At 71.5% G+C, this 26,183-nt stretch carries 25 protein-coding genes; 10 read left to right on the top strand and 15 right to left on the bottom strand.

All coding sequences use genetic code 11. From position 1 onward, the window contains the following. Positions 1-33 precede the first annotated feature (33 nt). Together nusA and rimP are read right to left on the bottom strand one after the other, a co-directional pair. Complete coding sequence (gene nusA, locus F0U47_RS01415; RefSeq protein WP_149748527.1) at positions 34-1,014, bottom strand: transcription termination factor NusA; 981 nt, start codon at positions 1,012-1,014, stop codon at positions 34-36. Beyond that, positions 1,014-1,502 (bottom strand): ribosome maturation factor RimP, encoded by a 489-nt coding sequence (rimP, locus tag F0U47_RS01410; RefSeq protein ID WP_149748526.1) that lies wholly within the window; start codon positions 1,500-1,502, stop codon positions 1,014-1,016. Before rimP ends, nusA begins: the two co-directional genes overlap by 1 nt. A 98-nt stretch (positions 1,503-1,600) precedes the next feature. Between rimP and F0U47_RS01405 the strand changes: the two genes are divergently transcribed. Further along, positions 1,601-2,089, top strand: a complete 489-nt coding sequence (locus F0U47_RS01405; protein ID WP_149748525.1) for a hypothetical protein — start codon at positions 1,601-1,603, stop codon at positions 2,087-2,089. Continuing rightward, complete coding sequence (locus F0U47_RS01400) at positions 2,086-2,505, top strand: ferritin-like domain-containing protein (RefSeq protein WP_149748524.1); 420 nt, start codon at positions 2,086-2,088, stop codon at positions 2,503-2,505. The genes F0U47_RS01405 and F0U47_RS01400 overlap by 4 nt, the downstream gene beginning before the upstream one ends. A 267-nt stretch (positions 2,506-2,772) precedes the next feature. Here the strand turns inward: F0U47_RS01400 and F0U47_RS01395 are convergent, their stop codons facing one another. The 5 genes from F0U47_RS01395 to F0U47_RS01375 form a co-directional block, all read right to left on the bottom strand. After that, positions 2,773-3,696: a zinc metalloprotease gene (locus tag F0U47_RS01395; protein ID WP_149748523.1), complete on the bottom strand. Its 924-nt coding sequence runs from the start codon at positions 3,694-3,696 to the stop codon at positions 2,773-2,775. A 108-nt stretch (positions 3,697-3,804) separates the two neighbouring features. After that, entirely contained in the window at positions 3,805-4,512 is a 708-nt protein-coding gene (locus tag F0U47_RS01390) for an HAD family hydrolase (RefSeq protein WP_149748522.1), read from the bottom strand. Next, positions 4,509-6,275 (bottom strand): proline--tRNA ligase, encoded by a 1,767-nt coding sequence (locus tag F0U47_RS01385; RefSeq protein WP_149748521.1) that lies wholly within the window; start codon positions 6,273-6,275, stop codon positions 4,509-4,511. The genes F0U47_RS01390 and F0U47_RS01385 overlap by 4 nt, the downstream gene beginning before the upstream one ends. Positions 6,276-6,340: 65 nt before the next feature. Further along, the gene (locus tag F0U47_RS01380; protein WP_149748520.1) at positions 6,341-6,709 is read right to left on the bottom strand and encodes a DoxX family protein; all 369 of its coding nucleotides are present in this window, start codon (positions 6,707-6,709) and stop codon (positions 6,341-6,343) included. Between the two features lie 16 nt (positions 6,710-6,725). Next, a complete protein-coding gene (locus tag F0U47_RS01375; RefSeq protein ID WP_149748519.1) occupies positions 6,726-7,571 on the bottom strand; it encodes a GNAT family N-acetyltransferase in 846 nt (281 codons plus the stop codon). A gap of 81 nt (positions 7,572-7,652) precedes the next feature. On the opposite strand from F0U47_RS01375, the gene F0U47_RS01370 reads away from it, so the two are divergent. From F0U47_RS01370 to F0U47_RS01355, 4 genes are all read left to right on the top strand, one after another. After that, positions 7,653-8,528: a glycoside hydrolase family 16 protein gene (locus F0U47_RS01370; protein WP_188111121.1), complete on the top strand. Its 876-nt coding sequence runs from the start codon at positions 7,653-7,655 to the stop codon at positions 8,526-8,528. A gap of 153 nt (positions 8,529-8,681) precedes the next feature. Then, positions 8,682-9,590, top strand: coding sequence for a glycoside hydrolase family 16 protein (locus tag F0U47_RS01365; RefSeq protein ID WP_149748517.1), 909 nt, complete (start codon positions 8,682-8,684; stop codon positions 9,588-9,590). Positions 9,591-9,721: 131 nt separating this feature from the next. Then, positions 9,722-10,630 (top strand): glycoside hydrolase family 16 protein, encoded by a 909-nt coding sequence (locus F0U47_RS01360; RefSeq protein ID WP_149748516.1) that lies wholly within the window; start codon positions 9,722-9,724, stop codon positions 10,628-10,630. Between the two features lie 117 nt (positions 10,631-10,747). Then, complete coding sequence (locus F0U47_RS01355; RefSeq protein ID WP_188111120.1) at positions 10,748-11,662, top strand: glycoside hydrolase family 16 protein; 915 nt, start codon at positions 10,748-10,750, stop codon at positions 11,660-11,662. 18 nt (positions 11,663-11,680) lie between these two features. Here the strand turns inward: F0U47_RS01355 and ispG are convergent, their stop codons facing one another. From ispG to dxr, 3 genes are read right to left on the bottom strand one after another with little or no spacing between them, the layout of a single operon-like run. Next, entirely contained in the window at positions 11,681-12,832 is a 1,152-nt protein-coding gene (ispG, locus tag F0U47_RS01350; protein ID WP_149748514.1) for a flavodoxin-dependent (E)-4-hydroxy-3-methylbut-2-enyl-diphosphate synthase, read from the bottom strand. Positions 12,833-12,862: 30 nt separating this feature from the next. Next, positions 12,863-14,218: a M50 family metallopeptidase gene (locus tag F0U47_RS01345; protein WP_149748513.1), complete on the bottom strand. Its 1,356-nt coding sequence runs from the start codon at positions 14,216-14,218 to the stop codon at positions 12,863-12,865. A 21-nt stretch (positions 14,219-14,239) separates the two neighbouring features. Further along, complete coding sequence (dxr, locus tag F0U47_RS01340; RefSeq protein WP_149748512.1) at positions 14,240-15,349, bottom strand: 1-deoxy-D-xylulose-5-phosphate reductoisomerase; 1,110 nt, start codon at positions 15,347-15,349, stop codon at positions 14,240-14,242. Between the two features lie 32 nt (positions 15,350-15,381). Between dxr and F0U47_RS01335 the strand changes: the two genes are divergently transcribed. Beyond that, the gene (locus F0U47_RS01335) at positions 15,382-16,734 is read left to right on the top strand and encodes a polysaccharide deacetylase family protein (protein WP_149748511.1); all 1,353 of its coding nucleotides are present in this window, start codon (positions 15,382-15,384) and stop codon (positions 16,732-16,734) included. 44 nt (positions 16,735-16,778) lie between these two features. On the opposite strand, the gene meaB is transcribed toward F0U47_RS01335, so the two are convergent. Further along, a complete protein-coding gene (gene meaB / locus F0U47_RS01330) occupies positions 16,779-17,732 on the bottom strand; it encodes a methylmalonyl Co-A mutase-associated GTPase MeaB (RefSeq protein WP_149748510.1) in 954 nt (317 codons plus the stop codon). Further along, positions 17,716-18,912 carry an acetyl-CoA C-acetyltransferase gene (locus tag F0U47_RS01325; protein ID WP_149748509.1) on the bottom strand — a complete coding sequence of 399 codons (1,197 nt, stop codon included), beginning with the start codon at positions 18,910-18,912 and terminating at the stop codon, positions 17,716-17,718. Before F0U47_RS01325 ends, meaB begins: the two co-directional genes overlap by 17 nt. 127 nt (positions 18,913-19,039) lie before the next feature. Here F0U47_RS01325 and mce point away from each other — a divergent pair, with 127 nt between their 5' ends. Next, positions 19,040-19,480 carry a methylmalonyl-CoA epimerase gene (gene mce / locus F0U47_RS01320; RefSeq protein ID WP_149748508.1) on the top strand — a complete coding sequence of 147 codons (441 nt, stop codon included), beginning with the start codon at positions 19,040-19,042 and terminating at the stop codon, positions 19,478-19,480. Here mce and F0U47_RS01315 read toward each other — a convergent pair. The 3 genes from F0U47_RS01315 to F0U47_RS01305 are packed head-to-tail and all read right to left on the bottom strand — an operon-like array spanning position 19,474 to position 21,718. Then, positions 19,474-20,340 carry a 5-oxoprolinase subunit C family protein gene (locus tag F0U47_RS01315; protein WP_149748507.1) on the bottom strand — a complete coding sequence of 289 codons (867 nt, stop codon included), beginning with the start codon at positions 20,338-20,340 and terminating at the stop codon, positions 19,474-19,476. The genes mce and F0U47_RS01315 overlap by 7 nt on opposite strands. Beyond that, positions 20,337-20,975 carry a 5-oxoprolinase subunit B family protein gene (locus F0U47_RS01310; RefSeq protein WP_149748506.1) on the bottom strand — a complete coding sequence of 213 codons (639 nt, stop codon included), beginning with the start codon at positions 20,973-20,975 and terminating at the stop codon, positions 20,337-20,339. Before F0U47_RS01310 ends, F0U47_RS01315 begins: the two co-directional genes overlap by 4 nt. Then, entirely contained in the window at positions 20,972-21,718 is a 747-nt protein-coding gene (locus tag F0U47_RS01305; RefSeq protein WP_246159427.1) for a LamB/YcsF family protein, read from the bottom strand. Before F0U47_RS01305 ends, F0U47_RS01310 begins: the two co-directional genes overlap by 4 nt. Positions 21,719-21,906: 188 nt before the next feature. On the opposite strand from F0U47_RS01305, the gene ccrA reads away from it, so the two are divergent. Both ccrA and F0U47_RS01295 read left to right on the top strand, forming a co-directional pair. After that, the gene (ccrA, locus tag F0U47_RS01300) at positions 21,907-23,256 is read left to right on the top strand and encodes a crotonyl-CoA carboxylase/reductase (RefSeq protein WP_149748504.1); all 1,350 of its coding nucleotides are present in this window, start codon (positions 21,907-21,909) and stop codon (positions 23,254-23,256) included. Between the two features lie 86 nt (positions 23,257-23,342). Further along, positions 23,343-26,099 carry an efflux RND transporter permease subunit gene (locus F0U47_RS01295; RefSeq protein ID WP_149748503.1) on the top strand — a complete coding sequence of 919 codons (2,757 nt, stop codon included), beginning with the start codon at positions 23,343-23,345 and terminating at the stop codon, positions 26,097-26,099. Positions 26,100-26,183 lie beyond the last annotated feature (84 nt).

Here is a 26,183-nt window from a genome sequence, read left to right as displayed (position 1 = left end):
TCCTACGACGGCGCACTCGCCCCCGGCGTTCCCTCAGCCGTTGGCGGGGGACTCCTCGTCGGAGTGGATGTCGATGCGCCAGCCCGTCAGCCGGGCAGCGAGGCGGGCGTTCTGGCCCTCCTTGCCGATGGCGAGCGAGAGCTGGAAGTCCGGCACGACGACCCGCGCCGACTTCGCTGCGGCGTCGACGACGGTGACCGAGCTGACCTGGGCCGGCGACAGTGCGTGCGCCACGAGCTCGGCCGGGTCGTCGGACCAGTCGACGATGTCGATCTTCTCGCCGTGCAGCTCCGACATCACCGCGCGCACCCGCTGCCCCATCGGGCCGATGCAGGCGCCCTTGGCGTTGACCCCGGCGACCGTCGTCCGGACGGCCATCTTCGTGCGGTGGCCGGCCTCGCGGGCGATCGCGGCGATCTCGACCGTGCCGTCGGCGATCTCGGGGACCTCGAGGGCGAAGAGCTTCTTCACCAGGCTCGGGTGGGACCGGGAGAGGGTGATCTGCGGCCCGCGCATGCCCTTGCGGACCGACACCACCAGGCACTTGATGCGGGTGCCGTGGCGGTAGTCCTCACCCGGGACCCGCTCGCTCGCCGGCAGGTGCGCCTCGATCTTGCCGAGGTCGACGAGCACGTCGTCGGGGTTGCGCCCCTGCTGGATCACGCCGGAGATGATGTCGCCCTCCTTGCCGGAGAACTCGCCGTACTTGATCTCGTCCTCCGCGTCGCGGAGCCGCTGCAGCATGATCTGCTTGGCAGTCGTCGCCGCGATCCGGCCGAAGCCGTCGGGCGTGTCGTCGTACTCCCCGATCTTGTTGCCCTCGTCGTCGAGCTCGGCCGCGAGCACGGTGACGTGCCCGGACTTGCGGTCCAGCTCGACCCGCGCATGCTCCTGGGCGCCCGGGGTCTTGTGGTAGGCGGTCAGGAGCGCCTGCTCGATCGCCTCGACGAGGACCTCGAACTTGATCTCCTTCTCCCGCTCCAGCATGCGCAGGATGCTCAGGTCGATGTCCATCAGTCACGGTCCTTCCGGTTGAACTCGATCTGCACCAGCGCCTTCTTCACGTCCGAGTACGGCACCACCCGGTCCGCGCCCTCCACGTCGAGCGTCACCTGAGCGTCGTCGGACTCCCCGATCCGGCCGGTCACGACAGAGCCGTCGGCCAGGGTGACCTTGACCAGCCGCGACCGGTTGCGCCGCCAGTGGCGGGGCAGGGTCAGCGGCCGGTCGACGCCGCGGGAGGTGACCTCGAGCGTGTAGGGCTGCTCCCCCATCACGTCGGACTCGTCGATGACCTCGTTGATCGCGCGGGTCGCGGCGGCGACGTCGTCGAGGGTCACCCCGCCGTCCGTGTCGACGGCGATCCGAAGCACCCGGCGCTTGCCCGCCGGGGTCAGCTCCACCGCCTCGAGGTCGAGCCCCAGCACCTCCAGCCGGCCGGTCACGGCTGCCGACACGGCCGTCACGGTCGCGTCTGCCCCGGGGCGCTGGCTCGAGCTCATGGGTGAGACCCCCGTGTCCTGTTGTGGCGAAGCTGGTTGTGGCGAAGCCGCTCGTGGTGCTGCGGTCTTTCAACGATAGCGGTTGTAACCTCACCCGCGTGCCCACCCCCGCGTCGCGCCGTGCCGTTCTCGCCGGGACCACCGCAGCAGGCGCTGCCGCGCTCGCCGCGGCCGCTGCCGGGTGCGGACTGGTCCGGGAGGACGAGCAGAGCGCAGGCGCCGTCGACACCACCGCGCCCGCCGTCGACGCGGACAGCGACCTGGTGAGCTCCGTCGCCGAGCAGCTCGCCGAGACCTTGTCGCTCGTGCTCTCCACGGGTGCCTCGGTCCGCCCGGTCCGACCACTCACCCGGCGGTTCGCAGCGCTGCACCGCGCGCACCTCGACGAGCTCGGACAGTCCGGCGACGTCTCCGCAGGAAGGGTCGCCGGCAGCCCCGCGACCGCCCGCGCCCGGCTCCTGCGGGCCGAGGAGCGGCTCCAGGCCGGGCTCGCCCGCGCGGCGCTGAAGGCCGAGAGCGGGGCCCTCGCCCAGGTCTTCGCGTCGATGGCCGCGGCCGTCGCCCAGGAGCGGGCGGTGGCCCGATGAGCCGCCCGGACGACGCGCTGCAGACCGCGCTCGCTGCCGAGCACGCCGCCGTCTTCGTGTACGGCGCCCTGGGCGGCCAGACCTCGCAGTCGTCGGACCCGACCCTGTGGAGCGAGGTCACCGACGCCTACGTCACCCACCGGGACCGCCGCGACGAGCTCATCGCGATGATCACCGCCGAGGGGCGCGAGCCGGTCGCGGCCGAGCCCGCCTACGACCTGCCGGCCGACCTGTCCACGCCGGTCGCCGTCGCCGACCGGGCGCTGACGCTGGAGCGGGCGTGCGCGTCGACGTACGCCTTCGTCGTGGCGTCCACCCGCGACGACCAGCGCCGGTGGGCGATCAGCGCGCTGGTCGACACCGCCCTGCGCGAGCTGGCCTTCGGCGGGAAGCCGGAGCGGCTGCCGGGCCTCTGATCGCGGCGCGAAAACGAGAAAGCGGTCCGCGACCTCCGACCTCGGGGAACTCCCGAGACGTCCCCCGAAGCTCGGGGTCGCGGACCGCACTGACCGGGGACAACGGTCATCGCGTGACGTCCGGAGAGGTGGGGCTCTCCGAACCGCTGTGCACGATCATGCAACGAACAGCGGTCGGCGTGCCCGATCCGGCGATCCTCATATCTCTGCAGTGCAACAACCTGCAACGGCACCCCCGGAGGAGGTGCCGTTGCAGGTTCGCGCTTCTCAGGAGCGGTAGGCCGCCCACATGGACTGGGCCCGCGTGCCCTGGCCCGGGGTGAACTCCGTGTAGCAGGAGTCGTAGCTGTAGTCCATGTAGTTGTGGATCGGGTCGAGGCCCGGCAGCGCGCACGAGTCCCGGCCGATGGGGCAGCCGTTGGTGGGGCTGCCCTGGGCGGGCGTGTCGTGGACCTCGTCGTTCAGCTCGGTGCAGCCGCCCTGGAAGGTGTGGTAGAGCCCGAACCAGTGGCCGGCCTCGTGGGTCGCGGTCTCGCCCTCGTTGTAGTTGGCGATGCCGCCGCCGGGCAGCGAGTCCCAGTGGACGCGGATGCCGTCGATGGCGCCGTTGCGCTGGTAGTCCCAGGGGAACGTGGCGATCCCGAGGTACTTGAAGTCGACGAGCCACATGTTGAGGGCACCGGCGCCGCCCTGGCGGGTCTCCTTCCGGTACTTCGAGCTCGAGTGGTCCTTGTGCCAGGCGTCGTTGTAGTAGCGGTCGGTGCCGGCCAGGGTGAAGGAGAAGCCGGTGTCGGCGGCGTTCGCGGACTCCCCGCCCGCGAACGTGGTGTTGAGGACGTCGATCTGGGCCTGGATCTGGGCGTCGGTCACGTCACCGGTGCCGTCCGAGGCGGCCATCACGTGCACGTAGACCGGCACGGAGACACTCCGGGACTTCAGCTCGGCCCTGGTCACGCCCTTCGCGCGCAGGCGTGCTTTGGTCTCGCGGGCGATGGCCCGCTGCTCCTTGGCCGAGACCTCGCGGTGGTCGGCCCCGTGGCCCCCGCGGGCCGAGGCGCTGTGCCCCTCGCCCTCGACGCAGGCGCCGGTGCCGACCTCGGCCGGCCGGGCCTGTGCCGGCGAGGCGAGGACGACGTTGAGCGAGGTGGCTCCGACCACCATCGCGAGGGCGAGTAGCTTCTGGGTCCGCATCGGGGTGCGTCCTCCCGAGTCCAAGATCGCCCTGGTTGGGCGACGATTCCCGTGCATCTTCCGGCCCCGCCGACCAGTTGCGCAAGAAGTTCGGGGCAAAGAGTTCGGTCAGCGCCAGTCGTCGATGAGGCCCGGGATATCGGAGAGGCGTACGGCGACGGCGTCCGGCTCGCCCTCGGTGTGCCCGACCTGGTCGGCGGGGATCGCCGAGTGCGGGATGTGGATCGCCCGCATCCCGGCGTTCCGAGCGCCCCAGACGTCGTCGTAGAGGCGGTCGCCGACGTACACGCAGCGAGCCGGGTCGGGGGCGCCGACCGCGTCCATCGCCGCGGCGAACGCGCGCGGGGACGGCTTCGTCCACGGGATCTCGCTGGTGTAGACGTCGCCGTCGATCAGGTGGGCGACGCCGTCGCGCTCGAAGAAGCCGACGTGCCACTCGCGCGGCCAGACCGTGTTGGAGAGCACGCCGACCTTGATGCCCTCGGCACGCAGCCACTCCCACAGCGGCCGGACCTCGGGGTCGGTCTCGGTGTGCGGCACCCAGAACTCGTAGTAGGCAGTCAGCAGGTCGGGGTCGTGCTCGAGGCCAGCCACCGTGAACAGGTCGGCGATGGTGGCGCTCTGCTGATGGTCGCGGCTCCTCCCCCAGATCGTGTTGCCGGCCTCGTGCAGCCGCTTGGCGTGGAGGTGGCGGTCGTCGTCCGGGTTTGGAGTGGCGACCACGGCCGCCGCCAGCGCGAGCGATTCGGCATGGAAGTCGACGTCGTGCCAGCGGGTGAGCGTGCCGCCCCAGTCGAAGATGACGGCGTCGATCACCCTCGCACGACCCCGATCAGGTGCGCGGCCGCGTCCGCGACCGCGACCTCGGTGCGCTCTCCGGAGCGGCGGTCCTTGACCTCCACCAGCCCGTCGGCGAGTCCGCGACCGACGGTGACGATCGTCGGCACGCCGATCAGCTCGGCGTCCTTGAACTTCACGCCGGGGCTCACCTTGGGCCGGTCGTCGTAGAGCACCGCGACGCCCTGCCGGTCCAGGTCGGCGGCGAGGCGCTCGGCGGCATCGTAGATCGCGTCGTCCTTGCCAGTGGCGAGCACGTGCACGTCGTACGGCGCCACGTTGCGCGGCCAGCACAGCCCGATCTCGTCCAGGGTGTTCTCCGCGATCGCGGCGACGCCGCGGGACGGGCCGATGCCGTAGGAGCCCATCGTGACCGTGACCAGCTTGCCGTTCTCGTCGAGGACCTTGAGGTCGAGCGCCTCGGCGTACTTGCGGCCGAGCTGGAAGATGTGGCCCATCTCGATGCCGCGCGCCGACTCGAGCGTGCCGTCCTCGCACCGCGGACAGGGGTCGCCGTCGCGGACGTCCGCGGCCTCGATGGTTCCGTCGGGCGTGAAGTCCCGGCCGGCGACCAGGTCGATGACGTGGCTGCCGTCGACGTTGGCACCGGTGACCCAGCGGGTGCCGGTCACGACCCGCGGGTCGACGAGGAAGCGGATGCCGCTCTTGCCCTCGGTGCCGAGCACCTCGGGGCCGATGTAGCCCTTGACGAGGTCGGGGTGCTTCCGGAGCTCGTCGTCGTCCATCGGCTCGACCTCGAGCGGCTCGAGCTGGCCGCCGAGCCGCTTGAGGTCGACCTCCCGGTCGCCGGGCAGGCCGATCGCGAGCGGCTCCTTGGTGCCGTCGGGGTGGAGGAGCACGACCAGCACGTTCTTGAGGGTGTCGCCGGCCTCCCAGGGGCGGTCCGATCGCGGGTACGCCTCGTTGAGGTGGTCGACCAGCGTCGCGATGGTGGGCGTGTCCGGGGTCGGCTCCGCGTGTGCGGCAGGCGCATCGTCGTACGGCAGGGCCTCGGGAGCGCGCACTTCGACGGCCTCGACGTTGGCGGCGTAGTCGCAGTTGGTGCAGCGGACGTAGGTGTCCTCGCCGACCTCGGCCTTGGCGAGAAACTCCTCGGACCTCGAGCCGCCCATGGCGCCGGAGGTCGCCTTGACGATGACGTACTCGAACCCGAGCCGGTCGAAGATCCGGATGTAGGCCTCGCGGTGCGCCTGGTAGCTGGCGTCGAGGCCGGCGTCGTCGACGTCGAAGGAGTAGGAGTCCTTCATCGTGAACTCGCGGCCGCGCAGCAGCCCGGCGCGGGGGCGTGCCTCGTCGCGGTACTTCGTCTGGATCTGGTAGATCGAGAGCGGCAGGTCCTTGTACGACGAGTACAGGTCCTTCACGAGGAGCGTGAACATCTCCTCGTGAGTGGGCCCGAGCAGGTAGTCGGCGTCCTTGCGGTCTTTGAGCCGGAAGATGTTGGGGCCGTACTCCGTCCAGCGGTTGGTCGCCTCGTAGGGCTCGCGCGGCAGCAGCGCGGGGAACGAGACCTCCTGGGCTCCGATCGCGTCCATCTCCTCACGGATGATCGTCTCGATCCTCCGCAGCACGCGCAGCCCGAGCGGGAGCCAGGTGTACATGCCGGGGGCCGTGCGTCGGATGTAGCCGGCGCGGACCAGCAGCCGGTGGCTCGGGACCTCGGCGTCCGCGGGATCCTCGCGCAGGGTGCGGACGAACAGGGTCGACATCCGGGAGATCATGCGCACAGGGTAGGCGGGGCCCACCGCGCGCCGGAAACCAGTTCCCGCCCGGCCGACGGCGTCGCTCAGCCGCGGCCGGCGCGCCAGGCGCCGCGGATGAGCGGCAGCTGGAGCGGCAGGCGGGCGAGCGCCACCGCCTGCAGCGTCCGGTTGGATCCGTGGAGCGCGTCGACCGCCATCTTCACGTTGCCCGGGAAGACTCCGAGCAGCAGCCCCGCACTCGCGACGCCCGCGGCCCGACGGGTGCCGGGAACGAGCAGGCCCACCGCGCACAGGAGCTCGGCGACCCCGGAGGCGACGATGACCTCGCGGTGGGCGGGCACCCACGAGGGCATCAGCGGGGCGAACACGTCGGGCTTCACGAGGTGCACGGTGCCCGAGGCGAGGAACGCGCCGACGACGATCTTTGCGTCAGGTCGGAGCTTTGCGGTCACAGGGATGCCTTCCGGGCTAGAACATGACGGTGGCGAACCGGGCGGTCTCCCGGAAGCCGACGCGCTCGTAGGCCCGGCGGGCCGGCGCGTTCCACTCGTTGACGTACAGCGACACGGTGGGCGCGACCCGGCTCCGCACGAGGGCGACGACTGCGGCCATGCCGCCGATGGCCAGCCCCTCGCCACGGCGGTGCGGCGGCACCCAGACGCCCTGGATCTGCGCGGCGTCCGGGGTCGCGCACGCGACCTCCGCCTTGAAGACGAGCTCGCCCCGGTCGAACCGCGCGAAGGACCAGCCCCGGCTGATCAGCTGGACCACCCGGGTCCGGTAGAGGTCGGACCCGCCGCCGATCTCGGGCGAGACCCCGACCTCCTCGGTGTACATCGCGACGCAGGCCGGGTAGAGCGCGTCGAGGTCGGTGCGGGCGGTGAGCCGCACCGCGGGGTCCGGCTCCACCGCGGGGTCGGTGTCGATGACGAGGTGCCGCTGGTCCCACCGTGCGTCGCGGGGGCTACCCCACGTGTCGGCGACGGCGTTCCAGAACGGGACGACGGCGTCCTGGGGGCCGACGATCGTCGACGCCGTACGACGCCGGGCGAGCGCACGCTCCGCGAAGACGACCGCGTCCTCCCGGCTCGCCTGGACCGGCACCAGGTTTGCGGCGACGTGGCACGCGGCGACGAGCCGGCCACCGTCGAACCGGCCCCACATCTCGCCGCCCAGCCACCGCGGCTCGAGGCTGGTGGTCCGGGCCCGGTGGATGGCGAACACGTTGACGACCGGGTCCTGGTTGGCAAGCGCCAGGAACTCCTCCATGTCGGCCGCCGCGAGGACGCGCACGCCGGGGCGGGTCGTCAGCACGGCCCGAGCCTACGACGTACGAGCCCTCTTCGGCGGACTCCGTCCGCCCGCGGCCGAGGTTCGGCGAGGATGGACGTTGCGATGATCAGGATCCCCCCGCGCGGCCGGCGCCTCCTTGCGGCGGCACTCGTCCTCCCGGCCCTGGCGCTGTCCCCTGCCTCCCCGGACGTGCCGAGCGACGACTGCGGCCCGCTCCTGGAGAAGCCCGGCGGCGGCACCTGGGCGTGCTCGTTCGTCGACGAGTTCGACGAGGCGCGGCTGGACCCCGACAAGTGGATCACCCAGGACACCGCCCGGACGGGGTTCCGGACAGGCCTGACCTGCTACCGCGGCGCCAGCAACGTCGAGGTCCGGTCGGGAACGCTGTTGCTCGAGGCGCGCCACGAGGGCGCGATGCTCAACTGCGACAACCCGTACGGCGTGTTCCGCACGCCGTACACCGGCGGACTGGTGGGCACCCGCGGCCACTTCTCCCAGGCCTACGGCCGGTTCGAGGTGCGGGCCAAGTGGCCGAGCAGCCGGGCGCCCGGCCTGCACGGGGCGTTCTGGATGTTCCCGCTCAGCCCGACCTACGGACGATGGCCGGCCTCGGGCGAGATCGACATCGCCGAGTGGTGGTCCAACCAGCCCTCCCTGGTCCTGCCGTCGCTGCACTTCCACGGTCGCAACCCGCGCACCGACACCGGCTGGGACTGCCGGGTGGCGGACGTGAGCACCTTCCACGTCTACGCGGTCGAGTGGCTGCCCACCGAGATGCGCTTCCTCATCGACGGTGAGACGTGCTTCGTCCGGTCCTGGACCCCTGCCCCGCCGCTGGTGGCGCCCCAGCCGTTCGACCACCCCTTCAGCATGATCCTCAACCTCGGCGTGGGTACGGCGCGCGGGATCAACGCCGTGACCGCGGCGACCGCGCTGCCGTCGACCTTGACCGTCGACTACGCGAAGGCCTGGCGCTGACCCGGAGACGTGGTTGCTCACCTGCTGAGCACCCGCTGCATCAGGACGCTTGACCGGTACGGTCTGTCCCACTCGCGGCCACTCGGGCCTGGCCGCGTGCAGACGTGGCGACGTCACACCCTGACCGGGCCCGCTCGCCCCGGGAGATCACCCATGCTGCTCCGAGACCGAGATGTCCGCCGTCTGCTCGCCGGTTTCGCGCTCGTCGCGGCGGCCGGCCTGGCCCCGTTCGAGACGGTGGCCACCGAGGGCGCAGCGGCGACCAGTGCGACCGCGCTGTCCGACGCCTGCGGTCCCGCGCTGACGAAGCCCGACGGCAGCCGATGGTCGTGCACGTTCGTCGACAACTTCGGCGGGAACGCGCTCAACCCGGACAGGTGGGTCGTCCAGGAGACGGCGCGGACCGGGTTCCGGACGGGTCGGACCTGTTACACCGCCTCGTCGCGGAACGTCTCGGTCCGGGACGGCGAGCTGCACCTCGTCGCCGACGAGGGACGCTGGTTCACCTGCAGGAACCCGCTCCGCAACTTCGCCACCCGCTACACCGGCGGCATGGTCGGCACTCGCGGCCACTTCTCGCAGACGTTCGGCCGGTTCGAGGTCCGCGCCAGATACCCCGGCGCGCGGACCTCGGGGCTGCACGGCGGGTTCTGGATGTACCCCCTCAGCCACAAGTACGGAGCGTGGCCCGCCTCGGGGGAGATCGACGTCGCCGAGTGGTGGTCCTCCGACCCGACCCTGGTCCTCCCGTCCCTCCACTACACCGGCCGCGACCACAACCACGACTCCGGATGGGGCTGCCGGGTCCCCGACGTGAGCAACTACCACACGTACGCGGTCGAGTGGCTGCGCACGACGATGCGCTTCCTCATCGACGACCAGCGGTGCTTCTCGCGGTCCTGGACGCCGGACAGCCCGCTGGTTGCCCCGCAGCCGTTCGACCACCCGTTCAGCATGATCCTCAACATGGGCGTCGGCACCAGCACCGGCACGAACAAGGTGACCTCACGGACCCAGTTCCCCGGCAGGTACGTCGTCCAGTACGCCAAGGCCTGGCGATAGCCGACCGACGGCCCAGGTGGTGCGAAAGGGCCAAGCGACCCTTGACCGCTCACCCGGTCACGACGCGGCCCGGCCTCGTTAGCGTTGTCCGTGCGCCCGGCAGACAGCGGGGCTTCTATGGGGAGAACACCGTGCTGCGTCATGTCCGAACCCTGCGCCGTCTCGCCGCGGGCGCCGCGCTCGCCGCGGTCGCGGGCCTCGTCCCGCTCCAGGCGGTCGTCCCGGCCGGAGGTGCCGCTGCGGCCACCGCCACGTCCGACGCCTGCGGCGCGCTGCTGCCCAAGTCCGACGGCTCTAGCTGGACCTGCTCGTTCGTCGACAACTTCGACGGGACGTCGCTCAACACCACCAAGTGGATCACCCAGGAGACCGCGAAGACCGGCTTCCGGACCGGGTCGACCTGCTACACGGCGTCCGACAAGAGCATCAAGGTCCGGCGCGGGGTGCTGGAGCTGACTGCTCGCGTGATGCCCGGCAACTTCGTGTGCGCCAGTCCCTCAGGGGACTTCACCACGAAGTACACCGGCGGCATGATCGGCACCCGCGGCAAGTTCTCGCAGACCTACGGCCGGTTCGAGGTGCGCGCCAAGTACCCCACCGCCCGGACCTCGGGAGTGCACGGCGGGTTCTGGATGAACCCCCTCAGCCAGACCTACGGAGCCTGGCCCGCCTCGGGCGAGATCGACGTCGCCGAGTGGTGGTCCAGCGACCCGTCCCTGGTGCTCCCTTCCCTCCACTACAGCGGTCGCGACGGTCGGTACGATTCCGGCTGGAGCTGCCGGGTGGCCGACGTCAGCAGCTACCACACCTACGCCGTCGAGTGGCTGCCCACGGAGATGCGATTCTTCATCGACGGCCAGCTGTGCTTCGCGCGGTCCTGGGTGCCCAACAGCCCGCTGGTCGCGCCGCAGCCCTTCGACCACCCCTTCAGCATGATCCTGAACATGGGCGTGGGCACGCCGACCGGGTCCAACGCCATCACGTCGTCGACCCAGCTGCCGGCGACGTACACGGTCGACCACGTCAAGGCATGGCGGTGACGACGGTCACCACAGCGGCTACTCTTCACAGAGCGTGAACTCTCTCGGTCCACGACGCGTCCGAGATCACCGCGGTCGGACAACACGTCGGTCGCACAGCTCATGGGGGTTGGATCCGTGCCGGCATCTCTCGTCGTCAACGTGCGGCGGCTCGTGGTGGTCGTCGTCATGATCAGCCTGGCGGGCCTCGTGCCCATGCCCGCGGCCGCGCCGTCGCACGACACGGCGACGGTGGCCGCCACCGCCGTGGCGCGGGACCGGTGCGGGCCGATCCTCAGGAAGTCCAACGGCAACCGGTGGAGGTGCTCCTTCGTCGAGAACTTCAAGGGGCGCAAGCTCAACAGGGACAAGTGGATCGTCCAGGAGTCCACGAAGTCCCGGTTCAACACGGGGCTGACGTGCTACATGGACTCGACGAGAAACATCAAGGTCCGCCGCGGGAAGCTCCGACTGATCACGCGGAAGGGCCCGACGAAGGTCTGCGGCGCCTACAAGGCGCTCGTCACCCGCTTCACCGGCGGCATGATCGGCACCAAGGGCCACTTCTCCCAGACCTACGGCCGGTTCGAGGTCCGCGCGAAGTTCCCGGCCTCGAAGGAGTCCGGCCTCCAGGCTGCGTTCTGGATGTACCCGGTCGAGAAGAAGTACGGCCAGTGGCCGGAGTCCGGTGAGATCGATGTCGCCGAGTGGTGGTCGCGCTACCCCCACCTGGTCATGCCCTCACTGCACTACGACGGCCGTGTCAAGAAGTTCGACTCCGGACGGCAGTGCAAGGTCCGTGACGTCGCCCGGTTCCACACCTACCGGGTGCTGTGGCGACCCGACATCATGCGCTTCTACATCGACGGGCGCCAGTGCTTCGCGCGGAGCTGGACGCCGAATCCCCCGCAGGAGCGGCCGCAGCCGTTCGACCACCCGTTCAGCATGATCCTGCACATGGGAGTGACCCAGTACTACCGGGAGACCAGGATCACCAACCGGACGGAGTTCCCGTCGGCATTGGTGGTCGACTACGCCAAGGCTTGGCGCTGACCGTCAGGGGGCGGTCCGTCAGGAGACGGTGACCGACGGCGTGGCACCGTCGGCGGGCTCCATCGACTCGGCGATCCGCATCGCCTCCTCGATGAGGGTCTCCACGATCTTGGACTCGGGCACGGTCTTGATCACCTCGCCCTTGACGAAGATCTGGCCCTTCCCGTTGCCGGACGCGACGCCGAGGTCGGCCTCGCGGGCCTCCCCCGGACCGTTGACGACGCAGCCCATCACGGCGACCCGGAGCGGGACCTCGAGCCCGTCGAGGCCCGCGGTCACCTGCTCCGCCAGCGTGTAGACGTCGACCTGCGCGCGGCCGCAGCTCGGGCAGGACACGATCTCGAGCTTGCGCTCGCGGAGGTTCAGCGACTGCAGGATCTGCAGGCCGACCTTGACCTCCTCGACCGGCGGCGCCGACAGCGAGACCCGGATGGTGTCGCCGATGCCGCGGGACAGCAGCGCGCCGAACGCGGTCGCCGACTTGATCGTGCCCTGGAAGGCCGGACCGGCCTCGGTGACGCCGAGGTGCAGCGGCCAGTCGCCCTGCTCGGCCAGCAGCTCGTAGGCCCGGACCATGACGACCGGGTCGTTGTGCTTGACCGAGATCTTGAAGTCGTGGAAGTCGTGCTCCTCGAAGAGGCCGGCCTCCCAGACCGCTGACTCGACGAGCGCCTCGGGGGTCGCCTTGCCGTACTTCTCGAGCAGCCGCTTGTCGAGCGAGCCCGCGTTGACGCCGATCCGGATGCTGGTGCCGCGGTCCTTGGCGGCCCGGGCGATCTCCTTGACCTGGTCGTCGAACCTCTTGATGTTGCCGGGGTTCACGCGTACGGCGGCGCAGCCTGCGTCGATGGCGGCGAAGACGTACTTCGGCTGGAAGTGGATGTCGGCGATGACCGGGATCTGGCTGTGCCGGGCGATCTCGGGGAGCGCCTCGGCGTCGTCGGCCGACGGGCACGCGACCCGCACGATGTCGCAGCCCGCGGCGGTGAGCTCGGCGATCTGCTGCAGGGTGCTGTTGACGTCGGAGGTCAGGGTGGTGGTCATCGACTGGACCGAGATCGGATGGTCGCTGCCGACCCCGACCTTGCCGACCTGGATCTGGCGCGTCTTGCGCCGAGGAGCCAGCACCGGAGGGGGTGCAGTGGGCATGCCGAGGCCGATAGCGGTCATGGGACCAGGGTACTTCCGGAGCGGCTGGGATCAGGATTCGAGGTGCACCGGCACCACGAGGTCGCCGACGATCAGCACGACCCCCATGACCAGCATCGCCGAGGCGACGACGTAGGCCACCGGGAGCAGCTTGGCGGCGTCGACGTAGCCGGGATCGGGCCGACCGCGGAGCCGCGCGAGCCCGCGGCGCAGGGCCTCCCACAGCGCGCTGGCGATGTGGCCGCCGTCGAGCGGCAGCAGCGGCAGGAAGTTGAACATGCCGATGAAGAAGTTGAAGCCCGCCAGCATGCCGGTGAAGAAGACCACCTTGTCGGTGACGGTCGACTCGTCGTGCGCAGCGACCTCGCCCGCGAGCCGGCCGCCGCCGACGATGCTGATCGGCCCCTCCGGGTCGCGCTCCTCCAGGCCGACGACGGCCTGCGCGACGTCGAAGACCTTCACCGGGAGGGTCGCCAGCGCCTTGACGACGTCGACGGTCATCCCGCCCATCTGCTCGAGCGTGTAGAGCGGGCCGCCGGTCGGCGCGTAGGTCCTCGGCGCGACGCCGAGGAAGCCGACCGGCTCGGGGTCCGCGTCCTCGTCGATGATCCGGGGCGTCACCGTCGTCTTGGTCTCGATCGTCAACAGCCTGTCGTCACGCTCGACGACGATCGCGGCACGGCCGTCGCCGTTGTCGCGGATCAGCTGCTGGACCTGCTCCCAGCTCTCGGCCTCGACGCCGTTGAACGACACGATCCGGTCGCCGGCCTCCAGGCCTGCCTGGTAGGCGGGCGTCGGCTGCTCGAGGATCTCCTCCTCGGTGCAGACCCGGCCGGACTCCTCGGCCGGGACGATGCATCCCTGGACCTCGGCGATCGTCGTCGTCGTCTGCTGGTCCTGGCCGTTGCCGTAGGTGGCGAAGACGGCGCTGAACAGGAAGAACGCGATGAGGATGTTGACCGACGGGCCGCCGGCCATCACGACGACCTTCTTCCACCACGACATCTTGTAGAAGAGCCGGTCGGTGTCCTCGGGCTTGACCAGCTCCCACTCCGCGGCGCGCGCGTCTGAGATCAGCTGCGTGAACATCCCGGTGTTGGACTTGCGCACCCGGGTGACCTGGCGGCCCTCGGCGTCGTAGGTGATCTCGTCGGCGAGCACCGTAGCCTCGGGCGGCAGCATCCCGACGATCTTGACGTAGCCGCCGAGCGGGATCGCCTTGAGGCCGTACTCGGTCTCGCCGATCTGCTTGCTCCACACCGTGGGCCCGAAGCCGATGAAGTACTGCGTCACCTTCCCGCCGAACCTCTTCGCCGGGATCAGGTGGCCGAACTCGTGGAGCCCGATCGACACCAGGATGAGCAGGAAGAAGATCAGGAAGCCGATGGCGTACTGCAACGCGTCCATGCTGGTGGTCGGGTCCTCTGATCAGTGGGCGTCGATGGTGGCAGCGGCGGTCTCGCGTGCCCAGGCGTCAGCCGCGAGGACGTCCTCGAGCGTGAGCCTCTCCCCCGAGGGTACGTCGTGGGCGGCAAGCACGCTGGCGATGACGTCGACGATGCCGGTGAACGGCAGCCGGCCGTCGTGGAACGCGTCGACGCACACCTCGTTGGCGGCGTTGTAGACCGCCGGCGCGGTGCTGCCTCGAACACCTGCCTCACGGGCGAGGACGACCGCCGGGAAGGCGACGTCGTCCAGCGGCTCGAACCGCCAGTCCGCGGCTTTGGTCCAGTCGACCGGGGTCTCGGCGTCGGCCACGCGGTCCGGCCAGGCCATGCCGAGCGCGATCGGGACCAGCATCGTCGGGAGCCCGATCTGCGCGACGACCGCGCCGTCGGTGAACTCGACCATCGAGTGGACCAGCTGCTGGGGGTGGACGACCACGTCGATCCGGTCGAAGGGGACGTCGAAGAGCAGGTGCGCCTCGATCACCTCGAGGCCCTTGTTGACGAGCGTGGCGGAGTTGGTGGTGATCACCCGGCCCATCGCGAAGTTGGGGTGGGCGAGCGCCTGCTCCGGCGTGACGGCGGCGAGGTCGGCCCGGGTGCGTCCGCGGAACGGGCCGCCGCTCGCGGTGAGCACCAGGCGTCGTACCTCCTCGGCGCGGCCGCCGCGCAGGCTCTGGGCGATCGCGCTGTGCTCGCTGTCGACCGGGACGATCTGGCCCGGCCGCGCCCGCTCCTTCACGAGCGGCCCGCCGATGATGAGGGACTCCTTGTTGGCCAGCGCGAGCGTGCGCCCCGCGTCGAGGGCCGCGAGCGTCGGCCGGAGCCCGACGGCCCCCGTGATCCCGTTGAGCACGACGTCGCACGGCAGCTCGGCCGCCTCGACCGACGCCTCCTCGCCCAGCCCGGAGTAGAGCCCGGGGAACCGGGTGGTGAGCTCGGCCACCTGCCGCTCGAACAGCTCGGGGTTGCTGCCGCCGGCGGTCAGCCCCACGACCCGGAACCGGTCCTGGTTGGCGCGCACGATGTCGAGCGCCTGGGTGCCGATCGACCCGGTCGAGCCGAGGATGACGACGTCTCTCACGTTCCCCATCCTTCCAGCCGCCGACGTGGGACCCTCGACCCGTGCCCCGCGCCGCCCGCGCCCTCGCTCTCCTAGGTGCGATCGCCCTGCTCCTCGCACTCCTCGAAGCGCCCCGGATGGAGTCGGTGGCGGCGGCTGCCCGGGCCGGCGGCGGATGCACCGGCCGGATCGCGCTCACCTTCGACGACGGCCCTGCGGCGGGTCCGACCGACGACCTGCTGCACATCCTCCGGGAGCGGCGGGTCCCGGCGACGTTCTTCATGGTCGGGCAGCGGGTGGCGGCGGCGCCGCGGCTGGCGCGGGCGGTGGAGCGCAAGGGGTTCCTGATCGCCAACCACTCCTACGCCCACGTGCGGATGACGACCCAGACCCGGGCGCAGGTGGCCGAGACGCTGCGGGCCACCGACCGCGCCCTGCGCCGGGTGGGCACGCACCCGACCCGCCTGATGCGTCCGCCGTACGGCGCGCTCGACGCTGACGCGCGGGCAGGGATCCGCGACGCGGGGATGGTCCCGGTGCTGTGGAACGTCGACTCGCAGGACTGGGCCGGCGGGACCTCCGCCCAGATCGCGGCCCGGATCCTCGACCGGCTACGGCCCGGTGACAACATCGTGCTCCAGCACGACGGCGTCACCCGGTCGCCGATCTCGGTCGACGCCGTGCCTGCGGTCGTACGAGGTGCCCGGCGGCGCGGCTACTGCTTCACGGCACTCGACGAGAGCGGCCGGCCCGGCTTCCCGACGCCGCGGGTGTCGGTGTCGGCGACCGACGCCGCCGAGGGTGGCCGCGCCATCGCCACCATCACGCTCTCCAGGCCGCCCGGCCGCACCACGTCGGTGCGGGTGCGCACGGTGTCGCGGTCAGCCCGGGTCGGCAGCGACGTCGTACGGATCGCCCGGCGGGTCCGGATCCCCGCGGGCCGGCTCTCGGTCCGGATGCCGATCGACGTCCGGCGCGACGGCACCGACGAGCCCCTCGAGGAGTTCGCGGTCCGGATCAGTCGGCCCCGTGGTCTCACGCTGGGGCACGACGTCGCGATGGCCCGGATCCGCGACCGCGACCGCGCTCCCCTGATCCGTGGCTCCGACGTGACCGCACCGGAGCCGGCAGCGGACACCGTCGTGCCGGTGACGTTCACCTTGGCGCGCCCGAGCGGCAAGGAGGTCCGGATCGTGCTGCGCACCTTCGCGGGGACCGCGGACGGGACCGACTTCGTCGTCACCCGCGAGGCGTTCGTCCTGGCGCCGGGTGAGACGACCGCCGAGCTGCTGGTGACGGTGCGGGCCGACACGGTCGAGGAGCCGGACGAGGCGTTCCGGGTCGAGGTGGTGCGGGCGGCCAACGCCCGGGTCGGCCGGGTAGGGACGGTGACGATCACCGCGCCCCTGCCGTGAGCCCCGGCGGGCCTAGTTGTTACCAACCTCATGGCCGGGTACACCTAGTCGCGGAGGAGCGCGTCGGCGGCGGAGTAGGGGTCGGACTCGCCGGAGACGACGGCGGTCGCCAGCCCGTCGAGCCGGTTGCCCTCGTCGACCGCTCCCCACCGCTCGCGCAGGGCGGTGAGGGCGATCGCCTCGATCTCGTCGCGCGCACGCCGGACCCGGCGGCGGTCGAGCTCGCCGCTCTCCTCCGCCCACGCCCGGTGCTGGTCGACCGCGTCGACGAGGTCGGCCGCCCCCTGCCCCTCGGTCGCGACGGTCTTGATCACCGGTGGCCGCCACGCGCCCTCGGGACGGTCGGCGAGCGAGATCATGGACCGCAGGTCGCGGCGCACCTGGTCGGCGCCGTCGCGGTCGGCCTTGTTGATCGCGAAGACGTCGCCGATCTCGAGGATCCCGGCCTTGAACGCCTGGATGCCGTCGCCCATGCCGGGGGCGAGCAGCACGACGGTGGTGTCGGCGAGGCGGGCGATCTCGACCTCGCTCTGGCCGACTCCGACGGTCTCGACGAGGACCACGTCGCAGCCGGCCGCGTCGAGGACGCGCAGGGCCTGCGGCGTCGCCCGCGAGACCCCGCCGAGGTGGCCGCGCGCCGCCATCGAGCGGATGAACACGCCGGGGTCGGTCGCGTGCTCGGACATCCGGATCCGGTCGCCGAGGAGGGCGCCTCCGGAGAACGGCGAGGACGGGTCGACGGCGAGCACCCCGACCCGCAGGTCGCGCCGACGCAGCTCGGCGACGAGAGCGCTGGTCGAGGTGGACTTCCCGACGCCCGGCGAGCCGGTCAGGCCGACGATGTGCGCTCTCCCGGCGTACGGCGTCAGGGCGGCCATCACCTCGCGGAGGACCGGTGAGCCGTCCTCCACCTGGGAGATCAGACGACCGATCGCCCGGGCCTCGCCTTCGCGGGCCCGGGCGACCAGCTCGTCAGGTGCCTCAGTTCTTCGGGACACGCACGATCAGGGCATCGCCCTGGCCGCCGCCGCCACACAGCGCGGCCGCGCCGGTGCCGCCGCCCCGCCGCTTGAGCTCGAGCGCGAGGTGCAGGACGACCCGCGCGCCGGACATGCCGACCGGGTGGCCGAGCGCGATCGCACCGCCGTTGACGTTGACGAGGGAGTTGTCGATGCCCAGCTCACGGGCCGAGGAGATGCCGACCGCGGCGAACGCCTCGTTGAACTCGACCAGGTCGAGGTCCGTCGGGGAGATGCCCTCCTTCTCGCAGGCCTTCGCCGTGGCGGCGGCCGGCTGGAGCTGGAGCGTCGAGTCGGGGCCGGCGACCTGGCCGTGCGCGCCGATCTCACAGAGCCACTCGAGACCGAGCTCCTCGGCCTTGGCCTTGCTCATGACGACAACGGCGCAGGCGCCGTCGGAGATCTGGGAGGAGGAGCCGGCGGTGATGGTGCCCTCCTTGGAGAACGCCGGGCGCAGCTTGCCGAGGGACTCGGCGGTGGTGTCGCCCCGCACGCCCTCGTCCTCCCGGACCACGACCGGGTCGCCCTTGCGCTGCGGGATCTCGACGGGAACGACCTCCTCGTCGAAGACGCCGTTCTTCCACGCCACGGCGGCCTTCTGGTGCGACTGGGCCGCGAACTCGTCCTGCTCGTCGCGGGTGAGGTTCTGCGCGGCGACGTTGCACTCCTCGGTGAGGAGGCCCATGGCCTGCTGGGTGAACTGGTCGAACAGGGCGTCGTAGGCCATCGAGTCGACCAGGCTCACGTCGCCGAACTTGATGCCCTCACGGGACTTCGGCAGGAAGTGGGGGGCGTTGGTCATCGACTCCATGCCGCCCGCGACCACGACGTCGACCTCGCCCGCGCGGATCAGCTGGTCCGCCACCGCGATCGAGTTGAGACCCGAGAGGCAGACCTTGTTGATGGTGATCGAGGGGACGCTCATCGGGATGCCGCCCTTGTGGGCCGCCATGCGGGCGGGGTTCTGGCCCGCGCCGGCCTGGATGACCTGGCCCATGATCACGTAGTCGACCTGGTCCGGGCTCACGCCCGACTTCTCCAGCGCGCCCTTGATGGCGACGCCACCGAGGTCCGCGGCGGAGAGGCTCTTGAGACCGCCGCTGAGACGGCCGATGGGGGTGCGGGCGCCGGCGACGATGACGCTGGGGTTGTCGGACATTCTTCCTCCGTGAAGTCAAACGGGTGAACCTTCGTGACTGTACTCGCGGCCCCCGAGACCCGGCGAGGGGTCTCAGTCGGCGCGGGGTGAGTCGCTCGTCACAGCCCTCCATCGGCACAATGAGCGCATGAGCCTGAGCGACCTCCAGCACCTCTTCACCGCCATCGACCACGTGGGCATCGCCGTGCCCGACCTGGACGAGGCGATCGCGTTCTACACCGAGACCTACGGCATGACGGTGGCACACGAGGAGACGAACGAGGAGCAGGGCGTCCGTGAGGCGATGGTCCGCGTCGGCGAGACCGACTCCATGATCCAGCTGCTCGCCCCGCTCTCTCCCGAGTCCACGATCGGCAAGTTCCTTGACCGCAACGGCCCCGGCCTCCAGCAGCTCGCCTACCGGGTGGCCGACATCGACGCCGTGTCCGCGACGCTCCGCGAGCGCGGGCTGCGCCTGCTGTACGACGAGCCGAAGCGCGGCACCTCGAACAGCCGGGTGAACTTCATCCACCCCAAGGACGCCGGCGGCGTGCTCGTCGAGCTGGTGGAGCCCGCCGAGGCTCACTGAGCGAACGCGAACCGGACCTGCTCCCCCGGCCGCAGCTGGGCGAGCCGGTCCGTGTCCTCGTCGACGACGACCGCCACCACCGGGTAGCCGCCGGTGACCGGGTGGTCGGGCCCGAACACGACCGGCTCGCCGCCGGGCGGGACCTGGATCGCGCCGCGGAGCGCACCCTCGCTGGGGAGCTGCCGGTCAGGGTCGACCAGGTCGATCCGGGCGCCGGCCAGCCGCACGCCGACCCGGTCGGAGTCCGGGGCGACCGTCCAGGTCGAGCCGACCAGGACGCCGAGGTCGCGCGCCCAGTCGTCGCGGGGCCCGCGGACCACGCGGAGGACGGGGCGGTCGTCGTACTGCTGCGCCGGGACGGCGTCGACCCTGATGTCGTCAGCGATCTCGTCACCGACGGGCAGCAGGTCACCGGCGGCGACCAGCGCCGGGCCGATCCCCGCCATCGTGTCCCGCGCGCGTGAGCCGAGGACCGCGGGGACGCCGAACCCGCCGCGGACGGCGACGTAGGAGCGGAGCCCAGTCGCCGGCAGGCCGGTCGCGAGCCGGCGCCCAGGGCGCAGGGCGAGCACCGCGCCGGTCGGCTCGTCGCGTCCGTCGACCGTGAGGGGCACCGGCGCACCGGTCACCGCCACCCAGACCGTCGCTTCCACCGCCTCGACCACGAGGCCACCCAGCGTCACCTCGAGCGCGGCGGCCCCGGGTGCGTTGCCGACCAGCCGGTTCGCCAGCGCGTACGACGCCCGGTCGGCCGCACCCGAGCGGCCGACCCCGATCGCCGCCAGCCCCGGACGGCCGGCGTCCTGCACGAGGCACGGCCCGCCCGTGCGGTGCACGCGGAGCCTGGGGCGGACGCTCATGCTACGGCGAATCGGACGGATGCACCGGCCGCGAGGAGCGCAGGCGGGTCGCGGTCGAGGTCCCACATCGGCAGGTCGGTGCGTCCGATCAGCTGCCAGCCGCCCGGCGACTCCCGGGGGTAGACACCGCTGAACTCGCCGGCCAGCCCGACCGACCCGGCCGGCACCCGCGTGCGCGGCGTCTCCCGTCGCGGCACGTGCAGCCGTGGGTCGCCGCCGACGAGGTAGGCGAACCCCGGCGCGAACCCGCCGAACGCGACCCGCCACGGCCTGCCGGTGTGGGCGCTGACCACCTCGTCCTCGGTGAGCCCGGTCAGTCGGGCGACCTCCGCCAGGTCGGGCCCGTCGTAGGTGACGGGGACCGTGATCTCCTCGCCAGGCACCTGACGCTCGCGGCCCGGCTCCGCCTCGCCGACGCCGATCTCGTCAGGTGCGAGGCGTTCCCGGAGCACGCCGAGGGTCACCCCGGGGCGGGCCTGGACCAGCACCGTGCGGGCGCCGGGCACGAGGTCCTCGACCAGGTCGGCCAACGCGGGGTCGGCGCGGAGGGCGTCGAGGAGCCGGACGACGGCAGCGGTGTCGGGGACCGCGAGGAGGAGGGCTCGGTCGCCGTACGGGAGGCAGGCGGGGGTCATGTGAAGGCCCCGAGCCCGAACCCGGCGTCGGTGAGCCGCGTGCGAACGGCGGTCGCCAGGGCGACGGCGTCCGGGGAGTCGCCGTGGACGCAGACGGAGTCGACGCCGCCGGCCTGCACCAGGCGCAGCGCCTGGTCGGCGGCAGCGGCGGGGTCGGTGAGCACCGCGCCCGGCTCGCTCCGAGGGACGAGCGTCCCGTCCCCGCGGTAGGCGCGGTCCGCGAACGCCTCCCGCACCGCCGTGAGCCCGGCCGCCTCGGCGACCGCCAGGAATGCCGAGCCGGGCAGGCCGAGGACGGGCAGCGCGGCGTCGTACCCCCGGTTGAACGCGAGGACCGCCTCGACCATCGCCCGCGCCTGCTCCTCGTGGGTGACGATCGCGTTGTAGAGCGCGCCGTGGGGCTTCAGGTAGGCGACCCGGCCGCCAGCCGCGCGGGCGATCCCGTCGAGCGCGCCGAGCTGGTAGAGGACGTCGGCGGTCAGGTCCGGAGCCGCCACGTCGACGAACCTCCGCCCGAAGCCGGCGAGGTCGCGGTAGCCCACCTGGGCGCCGATGGCGACCCCGCGCTCCACCGCCGCCATGCAGGTACGACGCAGGGTCAGCGGGTCTCCCGCGTGGAACCCGCAGGCGACGTTCGCGCTGGTGACGATCCCGAGCATCGCCTCGTCGTCACCCAGCCGCCAGCGGCCGAACGACTCCCCCACGTCGGCGTTGATGTCCGTGGACGGGCGACCCGGGTGCAACGTCACGGGAATATCGTGACCCATCGAGTGCATCGCTGAGCCCACGACGGTGCCGGGTCGTCGCACCGTGCGTCGGTGAGACGCCCGTCACGAACCACCCACTCGACGGTTACCCATGGGTAATCTTCACGGCGGCCGTGCCCAGACTTCGATTGCCAGCCCGACCAGGAACTAGGGAGACAACGACCGTGCAGCACATCCTCGACGCCATCCTCGCCGCCGAGTCCGGCAGCACCTCCGCGGAGGACTTCGCCAACCTCGAACTGCCCGACTCCTACCGGGCCGTCACCGTCCACAAGGACGAGGTCGACATGTTCGAGGGCATGCCCGCCAAGGAGAAGGACCCGCGCAAGTCGCTGCACGTCGACGAGGTGCCGCTGCCCGAGCTCGGCCCGGGTGAGGCGTTCGTCGCCGTGATGGCGTCGGCGATCAACTACAACACCGTGTGGACCTCCATCTTCGAGCCGGTCTCCACCTTCGGGTTCCTCGAGCGCTACGGCCGCGAGTCCGATCTCGCCAAGCGTCACGACCTGCCGTACCACATCGTCGGCTCCGACCTCTCCGGCGTCGTCCTCAAGACCGGCCCCGGCGTCAACAAGTGGAAGCCCGGCGACCGCGTCGTCGCGCACTGCCTCTCGGTGGAGCTCGAGGCGCCCGATGGCCACAACGACGCGATGATGGACCCCTCGCAGCGGATCTGGGGTTTCGAGACCAACTTCGGCGGCCTCGCCGACGTCGCGATGGTCAAGGCCAACCAGCTGATGCCCAAGCCCGAGCACCTCACCTGGGAGGAGGCCGCCTCCCCCGGCCTGGTCAACTGCACGGCCTACCGCCAGCTGGTCTCCGCCAACGGTGGCAACATGAAGCAGGGCGACAACGTCCTGATCTGGGGCGCCTCCGGCGGCCTCGGCGGCTTCGCCACCCAGTACGCCCTCAACGGCGGCGCCAACCCGATCTGCGTGGTCTCGAACGAGGAGAAGGCCCAGATCGTGCGCAACATGGGCGCCGACAAGGTGATCAACCGCTCCGAGATGGACTTCAAGTTCTGGAACGAGGACGGAACCCAGCAGAACCCCAAGGAGTGGCTGCGCCTCGGCAAGGCCATCCGTGAGCTGACCGGCGGCGAGGACATCGACATCGTCTTCGAGCACCCCGGCCGCGAGACCTTCGGCGCGAGCGTGTTCGTGACCCGCAAGGGCGGCACCATCACCACCTGCGCGTCCACCTCGGGCTACATGCACGAGTACGACAACCGCTACCTGTGGATGAACCTCAAGCGGATCATCTCCAGCCACTTCGCCAACTACCGCGAGTCCTGGGAGGCCAACCGCCTCATCGCCCAGGGCAAGATCCACCCCACCCTCTCGCGCACCTACCGTCTCGAGGACACCGGCCAGGCCGCCCTCGACGTCCACCACAACCTCCACCAGGGCAAGGTCGGCGTCCTGTGCCTCTCCCCCGAGGAGGGCCTCGGCGTGCTCGACAACGAGCTCCGCGAGCAGCACATCGACAAGATCAACCTGTTCCGCGGCGTCTGAGCACCCGCTGAGCTCGTAGCAGAGCCCGCTGCGCATTCCGCCCAATGGCGGACGCGCAGCGGGCTCTTGCGCATTAGATTGCGGTGGTGATCGACCGCTGGGCGGAGGTGGTCGGGCGCCGCGCCCGGCTGGTCCTGGCTGCCGCCGCGGTGATCGTCGCGGTCGCGGCGGTCTACGGCGCCGGGGTGTTCGACTCCCTCGGCCGGGGCGGGTTCGAGGACCCGGACGCGGAGGGCTACCGCGCGCTCACGGCCGAGCGCGAGATCTTCGGCAACCACGAGGTCGACGTCGTCGCGATCTACTCCAGCGAGGAGCTCACCGCCGACCAGCCCGAGTTCCAGGCCGCAGTCGAGGCGGTGGTCGCCGACCTCGCCGTACCCGAGGTCGTGCGGACCGTCCCCTACTACTCGGTCCCGCCGGAAGCGGGCCTCACCACCCCGGACGGCCACGCGGCGCAGGTGCACATCTCGCTCGCCGGCGACACGCTCAACGAGCAGCTGATCAGCTACGACGAGATCGAGCCGCTGCTCCACGCGGACGGCCTGGACACCGACCTCGCCGGGCTCTACCCCGCGCACGCCGACGTCAACGTCATCACCGAGGAGGACCTCAAGCAGGCCGAGCTGCTCTCGCTGCCGCTGGTCGTGCTGCTGGCGCTGCTCATCTTCGGCAGCCTGACCGCGTCGGCGATGCCGGCGCTGCTCGGCGTCGTCTCGCTCCTCACCTCGATCGCGGTGATGCGGCTGCTCACGCTGGTCACCGACGTGTCGATGTTCTCGATCAACGTCATCTCGCTGCTGGGCATCGGCCTCGCGGTCGACTACTCGCTGTTCATCGTGAGCCGGTTCCGCGAGGAGCTCGCGCTGCTGCCACCGGACGATCCCGCGTCCTCGCGCACCGCCGTCGCCCGGACGCTGGCCACGGCGGGACGCACCGTCATGTTCTCGGGGCTGGTGGTCGCCGCCTCGATGTCGAGCCTCCTGGTCTACCCGCAGGTCTTCCTCCGGAGCATGGGGTACGGCGGCATCGCGGCCGTCCTCATCGCGATGCTGGCCGCGATCACCGTGCTCCCGGCGATCCTGGTCCTGCTCGGCCGGCGGATCGACTCCGGCCGGCTGCCCTGGCGGCGGTCGTGGGACATGCCGGAGCCGGCCGGCGACGACGGCCGCTGGGCCACCCTCGCCCGCGCCGTCATGCGCCACCCGGTCGCGGTGCTGGCCGTGACCGCGGTGATCCTGCTGGCCATCGCCTCGCCGTTCCTCGGCGCCCGATGGGGCGGCATCGACCACCGGATCCTTCCCGAGGACGCCCCGTCGAGGATCGCGGCGGACGAGCTGCTCGCGTTCGGCCCGGAGACCTCGCTCGCCACAGCGGTCCTGCAGGACGTCGACGCGGGCGCGGTCGCGTCGTACGTGACCGAGGCGGAGGGCGTCGACGGGGTCGACCAGGTCACGGTCCTGGCCCAGGACGGCGACGCCGCGCTCGTCCGGGTCGCATGGGAGGGCGGCAGCCAGTCGGAGCCGTCCCAGGAGATCGTCGCCGACCTGCGGGAGATCGAGCCGGAGACCGGGTCGGCGCTCGTCGGCGGGATCACCGCCGACACGGTCGACCTGATCGACTCCGTCCACGGTCACCTCCCGCTCATGGGCGGGATCGTCCTGGCCGTGATGCTGGTGCTGCTGTTCATCGCGTTCGGGTCGCTGGTGCTGCCGATCAAGGCGGTCGTCATGAACGCCTTCTCGATCACGGCGTCGTTCGGCGTCGTCACCTGGATCTTCAACGACGGCCACCTCTCCGGCCTGCTCGGCTTCGAGTCGCCCGGCTTCCTCGAGGCCACGAACCCGATCCTGATGCTGGCGATCCTCTTCGGGCTGTCGATGGACTACGAGGTCTTCCTGCTCTCCCGGGTGCGGGAGAGGTGGGACGCCACCGGCGACCACGAGCTCTCGGTCGCGAGCGGCGTCCAGTCCACGGGCCGGATCATCACGTCCGCCGCCCTGCTGCTCGGCGTCGTCATCGGCGCGTTCGCGACCGGCGAGATCGTGCTGATGAAGATGCTCGGCGTCGGGATGGTCGTGGCCCTGATCGTCGACGCGACGATCGTCCGTGCCCTGATGGTGCCGGCCACGATGGCGCTCCTCGGTCGCCTGAACTGGTGGGCTCCGGGCCCGCTCCGGCGCTGGTGGGAGCGCTACGGCTTCCGAGAGGAGCCGGCTCTGGCCACCGGCGGCGCAGCGCTGGCGGCGCCCCTGCCTCCCCCACCACCACCGCCGCCCGGGCCTCCCGTCGCTCTGCCGACCGGCACCGACCTCGGCCAGCAGCTGCGCGCGACGGGCCCGCTCCGGCTCCGCAAGGCGGTCGAGGCGGTCGACGCGATCGCTCTCGCCCTGGCCGACCACCCGCCGGCGGGCGGCGCGCACGGCGAGATCCGTCCGGGCGCCGTACTCATCCGGCCGGAGGGCTCCTCGCCGCCTGCCTTGCTCGCGCCCCCCACCCGCGCGTTCGGCCCCGACCCTGCCTTCGCGCCGCCCGAGCCGCTCCCGACCCCGACGCCCACGGCCGACGTCTACGCGCTCGGCTGCCTGCTCTGGACGGCCGCGACCGGTGGGGCACCGTTCACCGGTCCGACGCTCGAGGCAGTCCGGGAGGCACACCAGCGGGAGCCGGTCCCCCAACTGCCGGGGCGCGAGCCGTTGACGCTCGCCACCAACCGCGTCCTCCGCCTCGCACTGAGCAAGGACCCCGCGCGCCGGTACTCCGGGCCGCGCGCGCTCCACGCCGACCTGGAGGTCGCGCTCGGGCTGCCCGACACCGCTCCCCCGTTCGTCCAGGCTGCGCGCTGAGCCGGACGACACGCAATGCTCGCCCATTTCCGTGGGTCGGGGGTGGGGATTCCCCGGGTGATCAGCGATCATGGACCGGACCTC

Source organism: Nocardioides antri (assembly GCF_008373765.1).
Classification (GTDB): domain Bacteria; phylum Actinomycetota; class Actinomycetes; order Propionibacteriales; family Nocardioidaceae; genus Nocardioides; species Nocardioides antri.
This window is presented reverse-complemented; position numbering and strand designations above follow the sequence as displayed.

Bases quoted from the DNA above. Each gene is read 5' to 3' on its own strand.
- nusA (WP_149748527.1), bottom strand. From the start codon at position 1,014: ATGGACATCGACCTGAGCATCCTGCGCATGCTGGAGCGGGAGAAGGAG.
- rimP (WP_149748526.1), bottom strand. From the start codon at position 1,502: ATGAGCTCGAGCCAGCGCCCCGGGGCAGACGCGACCGTGACGGCCGTG.
- F0U47_RS01400 (WP_149748524.1), top strand. From the start codon at position 2,086: ATGAGCCGCCCGGACGACGCGCTGCAGACCGCGCTCGCTGCCGAGCAC.
- F0U47_RS01395 (WP_149748523.1), bottom strand. From the start codon at position 3,696: ATGCGGACCCAGAAGCTACTCGCCCTCGCGATGGTGGTCGGAGCCACC.
- F0U47_RS01385 (WP_149748521.1), bottom strand. From the start codon at position 6,275: ATGATCTCCCGGATGTCGACCCTGTTCGTCCGCACCCTGCGCGAGGAT.
- F0U47_RS01370 (WP_188111121.1), top strand. From the start codon at position 7,653: ATGATCAGGATCCCCCCGCGCGGCCGGCGCCTCCTTGCGGCGGCACTC.
- F0U47_RS01365 (WP_149748517.1), top strand. From the start codon at position 8,682: ATGCTGCTCCGAGACCGAGATGTCCGCCGTCTGCTCGCCGGTTTCGCG.
- ispG (WP_149748514.1), bottom strand. From the start codon at position 12,832: ATGACCGCTATCGGCCTCGGCATGCCCACTGCACCCCCTCCGGTGCTG.
- F0U47_RS01345 (WP_149748513.1), bottom strand. From the start codon at position 14,218: ATGGACGCGTTGCAGTACGCCATCGGCTTCCTGATCTTCTTCCTGCTC.
- dxr (WP_149748512.1), bottom strand. From the start codon at position 15,349: ATGGGGAACGTGAGAGACGTCGTCATCCTCGGCTCGACCGGGTCGATC.
- F0U47_RS01325 (WP_149748509.1), bottom strand. From the start codon at position 18,912: ATGTCCGACAACCCCAGCGTCATCGTCGCCGGCGCCCGCACCCCCATC.
- mce (WP_149748508.1), top strand. From the start codon at position 19,040: ATGAGCCTGAGCGACCTCCAGCACCTCTTCACCGCCATCGACCACGTG.
- F0U47_RS01315 (WP_149748507.1), bottom strand. From the start codon at position 20,340: ATGAGCGTCCGCCCCAGGCTCCGCGTGCACCGCACGGGCGGGCCGTGC.
- F0U47_RS01310 (WP_149748506.1), bottom strand. From the start codon at position 20,975: ATGACCCCCGCCTGCCTCCCGTACGGCGACCGAGCCCTCCTCCTCGCG.